4 protein-coding genes are annotated in these 7552 nt (G+C 72.8%); 2 read left to right on the top strand and 2 right to left on the bottom strand.

Annotation, left to right across the window (positions count from 1 at the left end):
• On the top strand, positions 1 to 750 hold a 750-nt coding region (locus ACFVHV_RS17965), incomplete at its 5' end, for a ricin-type beta-trefoil lectin domain protein (RefSeq protein WP_380351986.1).
• A gap of 334 nt (positions 751 to 1084) precedes the next feature.
• The gene (locus tag ACFVHV_RS17960; RefSeq protein ID WP_380351984.1) at positions 1085 to 3133 is read left to right on the top strand and encodes an alpha/beta hydrolase; all 2049 of its coding nucleotides are present in this window, start codon (positions 1085 to 1087) and stop codon (positions 3131 to 3133) included.
• Positions 3134 to 3507: 374 nt separating this feature from the next.
• Here the strand turns inward: ACFVHV_RS17960 and ACFVHV_RS17955 are convergent, their stop codons facing one another.
• Both ACFVHV_RS17955 and ACFVHV_RS17950 read right to left on the bottom strand, forming a co-directional pair.
• Positions 3508 to 6195 (bottom strand): condensation domain-containing protein, encoded by a 2688-nt coding sequence (locus ACFVHV_RS17955; RefSeq protein ID WP_380351982.1) that lies wholly within the window; start codon positions 6193 to 6195, stop codon positions 3508 to 3510.
• A gap of 2 nt (positions 6196 to 6197) precedes the next feature.
• Positions 6198 to 7403: a hypothetical protein gene (locus tag ACFVHV_RS17950; RefSeq protein WP_359899094.1), complete on the bottom strand. Its 1206-nt coding sequence runs from the start codon at positions 7401 to 7403 to the stop codon at positions 6198 to 6200.
• Positions 7404 to 7552: the final 149 nt, after the last annotated feature.

Raw genomic sequence — 7552 nt, 5'->3', positions numbered from 1 at the left:
GACTGCAGCGCCTCCTCCGGCAACGAGAAGTTCGAGTGGACCGCCGACGGCCAGCTGCGCAACCCCGCCAGCAACCGCTGCCTGAACGTCGCCGGTGCCGGGCCGTGGAACAACGGCAACCCGGTCATCCTCTTCGACTGCAGCGCCTCCTCCGGCAACGAGAAGTTCGAGTGGACCGCCGACGGCCAGCTGCGCAACCCCGCCAGCAACCGCTGCCTCAACGTCTTCGGCGCCGGCCCGTGGGCCAACGGCACACCGATCGTCCTGTTCGACTGCAACAGCGACCCGAACGAGAAGTTCCAGCCCGTCGCCGACAACGAGATCCCCCACCCGGTCGGTCGGATCAAGAACCCTGCCAGCGACCGCTGCCTCAACATCTCGGGCGCCGGCCCGACCTGGCCGAACAGCACGCCGATCGTCCTGTTCGACTGCAACGGCGAGAACAACGAGCTGTTCCAGCTCACCGCCGACGGGCTGCTCTACAACTACGCCAGCAACCGCTGCCTGAACGTCGCCGGTGCCGGGCCGTGGAACAACGGCAACTCGATCATCCTCTTCGACTGCAGCGCCTCCTCCGGCAACGAGAAGTTCGAGTGGACCGCCGACGGCCAGCTGCGCAACCCCGCCAGCAACCGCTGCCTGAACGTCGCCGGCGGCGGCCCGGTCTGGAACAACAACACCCCGATCGTCCTGTGGGACTGCAACGGCGACCCGAACGAGAAGTTCCAGCTCATCGCCGTACAGGCCTGACCGCAGCTCCGGATCGACAGTGATGGGGTGGCCGTGGCCGGATGCCACGGCCACCTTCCGGTTTCGGCCGGCTCAGCCGCGAGCGGCTCGTGGAACGCGCCGTCGCCCCGCCGTCGGCGGCGAGGGTGCATGGCGGTCGAAGACGGCCTTCCAGCCGGGATCGTGGGCGGTGCCGGTGACCGCGATCGCATCCGCGGACGCGAGTGGTCCTGAAGTAGCAGATCCGGAGGGGCACTTCGGCGGGGGAGGCCGGTACCGGCGGTGGACGCGCCCGACCGTCGCGGTCGCCTACGGTCGCCCCGACGGCCCGCCGAGGCACCCCGGGAGAGACACCGTGATCCGCGCCGCCAGGACGGCCGCCGCTGTGGCGGCGCTGGTCATGACCCTCCTCACCGCGTCGGCCGCACCGGCACTCGGCGCCACCGCGCCGGCCGCCACCGCCGACCCGCTCGCCGCGCTGCGCGGCCAGCAGCCGCTCTGGCACCCCTGCGCGAGCGGCCCGGACGACACCGCCGGCGCCGACCTCGACGCCGCCGGCGCCCGCTGCACCGAGGTCACCGTCCCCCGCGACTACCGCCGTCCCGACGGACGGACGCTCGGCATCGCCCTCTCCCGGCTGCCCGCCACCGACCCCGCCCACCGGCTGGGCACCCTGTTCTACAACCCCGGCGGCCCCGGCGTCCCCGCCCGCGGGCTCGCCCTCGCCCTGCGGCAGGCCGCCCCCGCCCTCGGCGCCCGCTACGACATCGTCGGCATGGACCCGCGCTTCGTCGGCGCCAGCACCCCCCTCGACTGCGGCTGGCCGACGGCCGGCCCCGGCGCGGCCGGCCCCGACCGGCTGGGCTTCGACCGGGCCGCCGAGCTCGCCAAGGACCTCGCGGCCCGCTGCGCTCCGTACCGCGCCCTGCTGCCGCACGCCTCCACCCGCAACACCGCCCGGGACCTGGACCTGGTGCGCGCCGTCCTCGGCGAGCCGACGATCGCCTACCTCGGCTCGTCCTACGGGAGCTACCTCGGCGAGGTCTACCTCCAACTGTTCCCCGACCGGGTGGGGCGGGCGGTGCTCGACGCAGCCATGGACCCGGACCGCTTCGGTCCCGACCTGACCGCCACCCAGGGCCCCGCGATGGGGGCCGCGCTCACCGCCTGGGCCGCCTGGGCGGCCGGCCACGACGACCGCCACCACCTGGGCGCGACCACCGCCGAGGTGCTGGCCTCGGTCGAGCGGGTGCGCCTGGCCGCCGAACGCGCCCCGCTGGCGGTCGGCGCCCACCGGGTCGACGCCCGGGCGCTGCCGCAGGTGCTGTGGACGGTGTCGGCCGGCGACGACGACGCTGCCTACGAGGAGTTCTCCGCCCTGGCGCGCGTGCTGCTCGACGCCGCCGAGGGCCGGCCGGCCCGGCCGACCGCGCTGCTGGAGGCGGTGCTGACCGGCCTGGCGTCCCCCGACACCGGAGGCTACGCCGCCGCGCAGACCGCGATCATGTGCGCGGACCGCGTCGCCTCGCGCGACCCGCTCGCCTACTACCGCGACATCCAGGCCCACCGCGCCGACGAGCCGCTGTTCGGCCCGCTCACCCGCAACCTCACCCCCTGCACCTTCTGGCCCGCCGAGCCCGCGGAACCGCCCACCCGGGTGCGCAACGCCGTCCCGGTCCTGCTGGTCGGCGCCGACGGCGACCCGGCCGCCACCTACCCCGGCCAGCTCTCCGCCCACCGCGCCCTGACCGGCTCCCGGCTCGTGACCCTGCGCGGGGCCTTCCGCCACACCGTCTACGCGGGCCTGTTCGCCCCCCGCGACACCTGTGTGGATGCCGCCGTCGACCGCTACCTCCTCGACGGCGTCCTCCCCGCCCACGACGCCGACTGCCCGTCCCCCGTTCGTAGGAAGAACCGGCCTGGCGGCCCCCCCCTGGGCCCGCCCGGCCGGCTCCGCGTGGGCCGGTGCCGCCCGCCCCGACCGCTACCGGGCCGGGGCTCCGGAGACGACGCCGAGGGCATTCGACCCGCGTACCTTGACCTTGGTCCTGGTCAGCCGCGTGAGCGCGGCCGTGACGTCGGCGGCCTGAGCGTCGGTGAAGGCCGTCTTGAGGACGGTCGCGGCCACGGGCGCTCCGCCCGGCCTCTTCACCAGGATCGACCAGGCCAGGGGAGTGTCCGTGGCGCGGGTGACCGACGTCCACGGGAACCTCAGTTCCCCGGACGCCGTGCGGATGACGGCCTCCTGGTCGGTCAACGCGACCGATGTGGGGCCCGCCTGGCGCTGGGCGGCACGAGAAGCGACCTTCTTGGCGACCACGGTGATGTTCTGGACCTGGAGCAGGCAGGCGATGAGCGCGGCGATCGCGAAGAGGACACCGCCCGCTGCGAGGCAGAGCAGTGAGAGCAGCAACCAGGCGCCGGCGACCGCCCAGCGCACTGCCGGTGCGGGAAGGTTGGCTCTCACCGCGGCGGCGAGCTCCTCAGGTGCTGCGTCGTACTCCACCTGGACGTTCACGTTCGTTCCTTTGTTCGCGAGGGCACATCATGGCCGGGGCACCGTGCCCGGCACAAGCGCGATGCGCCGGCCCCGGACGGGACGCACACGACCAGAGCCGGGCCGGCTCCGAAACGGCGCTCACCACGGTCTTCGCGCACTGGGTCCACCTCGGGGTCCCGCCCCGGCCCGCCGTCGTCCCGGTGACTGCTGCGCTCCGCCGGTGATCTCCGAGCAGTGACGCAGCCCGCGGCGCCAACGGGATGCCCGCGGTCGCGGATCTACGCCGACCGGGTCCGCCGGCCCGGGGAACTCACCCTCAGGCCGAGCTGTTCGAGGGCGTCGAGTACCTCGATGAGGCCCGTCCGGTCGTCCTGGCCGCGGCGCATGGTGGTCAGGACGGTCGCGGCGGTACCGGACTCCTCGACGCTCTGCCACAGGGCCGGGGCGAGCACCGGGTGAGCGCTGACCTCGACCAGTACGTCTACGTCATGGCCCGTCAGCAGCTCGGCGGTGGAGTCGGCCAGCAGGACGGGCTGCCGCAGGTTCTGGGCGAAGTAGCCCGCGGTGGCCTGCCGCCAGTCGAGCGCCTGCCCCGTGACCGAGGAGATCATCGGGATCCGGCCGGGCCTGGGGGTGAGCTCACCTATGGCCCGTTCGAGGTCCGCCAGGATCGGATCGATCGCCGGGCTGTGGGCCGGCAGGTCGACTCGGACCATCGCGCACAGCACGTCCGCGGCCTGGAGCTCGGCGACGATGGCCTCCAGCTCGGACCGGTCACCGGCCAGCACGGTGGTCCGCGGGCCGTTCCGCGCGGCGACGGACACGCTCCCCCCAAGCCCTCGCAGGTGCTTCGAGAGGTCGACGGCCGAGAGCTCCACCACGGCCATGCCGCTGTGGGGGCCGGCCACGCGGCGTTGCTGGTCGCTGTAGTGGTGGACGAGCCGGACCGCGTCCGGCAGGTCGAGGATGCCGGCGATGACGCCGGCGGCGATCTCGCCGACGCTGTGACCCGTGACAGCGGCCGGCCGGACGCCCGCCTCCTCCAGCCAGCGGGCGATGCCCACTTGGACGGCGAAGACGATGGGTTGCATGACGCCGACGTCGTTCGTCCTGGCTTCGGGTTCGTCGAGGAAGAGCTCGTGGACGAGGGACCAGCCGGTGTGCCGGGCCAGCTCGCCGTCGCACTCCTCCAGGGCCGAGCGGAAGGCGGGTTCGGTGCGGAACAGGGTCCGCCCCATGCCGACCCACTGCTGGCCGTAGGGGGAGCAGACGAAGGCGATCCGGACGCCGTCCGCGGCGGCGGGCTCCGGCCCGGCGGACGGGCCGCTGGTCGGCTCATGGACGGCTGCCCCGCCGAGTTCGCTCAGCCGCAGACCCGGAGCGGCGGCCACGGCGTCGATCAGCTCGGTGAACTCCCGGGCCAGCCGCTCGGCCTCCGCGGGGACGAACAGGTCGAGGGCGTAGGTGAGGCTGCCGTCGATGCCGTCCGGCCTCCGCTGTTCGGTGAAGCCCTCGAACAGCTCGAAGCGGAGGTCGAAGCGGGTGATCCCCTCCGTCACCGGCTCGGCCCGGACCTCCAGGCCGGGAAGGCGGAGCTCGGCGCTCGCGTTGTTCTGGAATGCGAGCATCACCTGGATGAGCGGGTGCCACGCGGGGGAGCGCGGCGGGTTGATGGTCTGGACCACGTGGTCGAACGGCACCTCCTGGTGGGCGAAGGCCGCCAGGTCCGTGCTGCGCACCCGGAACAGCAGCTCCCGGAAGGTCGGGTCGCTGTCGGTCCTGGTGCGCAGCACCAGCGTATTGACGAAGAATCCGACCAGGTCGTCGAGGCCCTCGTCGGTGCGCCCGGCGGTGGGGATGCCGATGGCGATGTCGGTCCCGGCTCCGCGCCTGGTGAGCAGGGTCGCGAGGGCGGCCTGCACGACCATGAAGACGCTGGTGCCGGTCTCCCGCGCCAGCTGGTGCAGTGCCCGGTGGGTCGCCCGCGTGACGCGGAAGGGGACCCGACCGCCCCGGTGCGAGGGGGTGTCCGGACGCGGGGCCGCCACATCGATCCGTAGGCGGTCGGGCATTCCCGCCAACTCGCCCTCCCAGAAGGAGAGCTGGCGATTGACCAGGCTGTTGGGGTCCTCCGGGGCGCCCAGGAGATCGTCCTGCCAGAGCGTGTAGTCGACGTACTGGACCGGTAGTTCGGGCCGGGCCGGCTCCTGCCCGAGGCGGCGCGCGGCGTACGCGAGTGCCAGATCGCGGTTCAGGGGGAGCAGCGACCATCCGTCGCAGGCGATGTGATGGACGGTCAGGAGCAGGACGTGTTCGTCCGCGGAGAGCCGGAACAGCCGGGCCCGCAGTGCCGTCTCGGCGGTGAGGTCGAAGGCGTGACCGGCCGCAGCGCTCAGCGCTTCGGACAGGCCCGCCTCGGTGACGCCGACGACCGGCAGCTCGACCGGGGCCTCGTCCGGGTCCAGGACGACCTGCTGGGGTCGGCCGTCCCAGTCCGGGTAGGCGGTGCGCAGACTCTCGTGCCGGGTGACCAGGTCGTCGAGGGCGAGTCGCAGGGCGGACAGGTCGAGGTCGCCGCGCAGCCGGTAGGCCATCGGCATGTTGTAGTGCCCGGCCGCGCCGTGCAGGCGGTTCAGGAACCAGAGGCGCCGCTGGGTCTGCGAGAGCGGGATCTCCGCCGGACGGCCCCGGGGGCGCAGCGGCGGGCGTCGGCTGCCGGAGCCCTGCTCCAGGTGCTCGGCGAGTTGGGCGACGGTCGGGGCCTCGAAGATCGTCCGGACCGGGACCTCCACGTCCAGAGCGGCCCGGACGCGACCGGCGAGCCGGGTGGCCAGCAGGGAGTGGCCGCCCAACTCGAAGAAGGAGTCGTCGATGGTGACCCGGTCGAGCCCGAGCACCTGGGCGAACACCGCGCAGAGGATCTCCTCCCGTTGGCCTCGCGGGGCGCGGCCCTCCTTCTCGCTCATGGTCAGCTCCCGCTGACGGCGGTGCGGACCTGGGCGGGCCACGCCGCGGTGTCGAGGCCGTACTGGCAGAGGAAGGCGTAGACGAGCCGCTCCAGGCCGAATCCGACGCAGCCGCTCCGGGCCGGGCCGTTCGCACCGTGGTCGATGCCGAAAGCCTTGCCGAAGAGGTCGTCGTGGAAGTTGAAGGAGCCGACGGCGATCGTCCTCCCGGGCGCGACGTGGAGCCGCAGCTCGTACTTGAGCTCCATCAGCCGCTGGGACCAGATCCGCTCGGAGGTGTCCGCGCCGCAGAAGAACGGATCGTTGCCCACCTCGCAGAAGCCGCTCAGGCCGAGCTCCTCGACGAAGACGAAGACCTTCCGCATGAAGCGCTCACGGGAGTCCAGCACGTCTTCCCGGGAGCCCATGAAGACCATCTCCCGGATGGTGAAGTCCCAGAGCCGCTCCAGGCTGGTGGCGTATGCCGCCTCGAAGCGGAACGACTTGCCGCGCGAGGTGACCACGTGGAGCCGGCCCGCCTCCAGTGTGCGGTCGCTGTACTGGTTGAAGGTGTGGTAGCACATCGTGGGCGGCAGGCAGTAGTCGACGTTGCCGCAGGAGTCCAGCACCGCGGAGTCGATGCCGGTGACGGCCTGCCGCTCCTGGAAGGCGCGGTAGACGTCCAGGTCGTTGCGCAGCCTGGTGACGAACATCAGGTGCTGCGGGAAGGCCTTGAAGTAGCCCGCCGTCTCCAGCGCCTTCGTTCTGATCAGAGTCGGGTAACGGTACTCCCGGACTTCGTGGTCCTCGGCCAGCAGGTCACAGACGGCCCGGTCGAAGTAGCTGAAGAGGGAGAGCAGCGGCTCGCCGACGGCGACCTGACCCTCACCGACCTCCGTCACCGCGCCGGTCCCGGAGAGGAGTTCGAAGACGTCCTGGTGCGGGGTGCGCTGGTGCGGCGAGGTCCAGACGGCCTTGGCCGGCGTCACCCACTGCCTCCGGACGTCGTTGTCCACCATGGAGTTGACCTTCTCGGTCAGGGCGTCGTGCGGGAGCGGTTGCCCGGAGCGCAGTGTCACGGAGCGCACCTCGTCGCCCTCCACGGGCACCACGAAGCCGGTGATCTCGGGCGACACGAAGAAGAGTCGGCGCTCGATCTCGGCGGCCAGCGCTCCGGGAATCGGGCTGCGAAGGTCGATGCGGGTGAGGACCTCGTCGGGGTGCGTCATCGTGGTTCTTTCCTCGCCGGTGGGAGAACGGTCGAACGGGCCGGGGCGGGGGGGGGGGGGGGGCCCGCGGGGGGGATTGGGGGCCCGGGCTAAGGCCCCGGGACCCGCCCGCGCCCGATCACAAGGCGCACGACCCGCAGCCCGGGCGA

Origin of the sequence: Kitasatospora sp. NPDC127116, from assembly GCF_042677365.1 — a bacterium.
In the GTDB taxonomy this organism is placed as follows: domain Bacteria; phylum Actinomycetota; class Actinomycetes; order Streptomycetales; family Streptomycetaceae; genus Kitasatospora; species Kitasatospora lactacystinica.
The sequence above is the reverse complement of the archived record's forward strand: the minus strand, read 5'-3'. Positions and strand labels throughout refer to the sequence as shown.

What these genes read in the sequence shown, in the direction of transcription:
- ACFVHV_RS17950 (WP_359899094.1), bottom strand. Translation starts at nt 7,403, where the DNA reads ATGACGCACCCCGACGAGGTCCTCACCCGCATCGACCTTCGCAGCCCG.
- ACFVHV_RS17955 (WP_380351982.1), bottom strand. Translation starts at nt 6,195, where the DNA reads ATGAGCGAGAAGGAGGGCCGCGCCCCGCGAGGCCAACGGGAGGAGATC.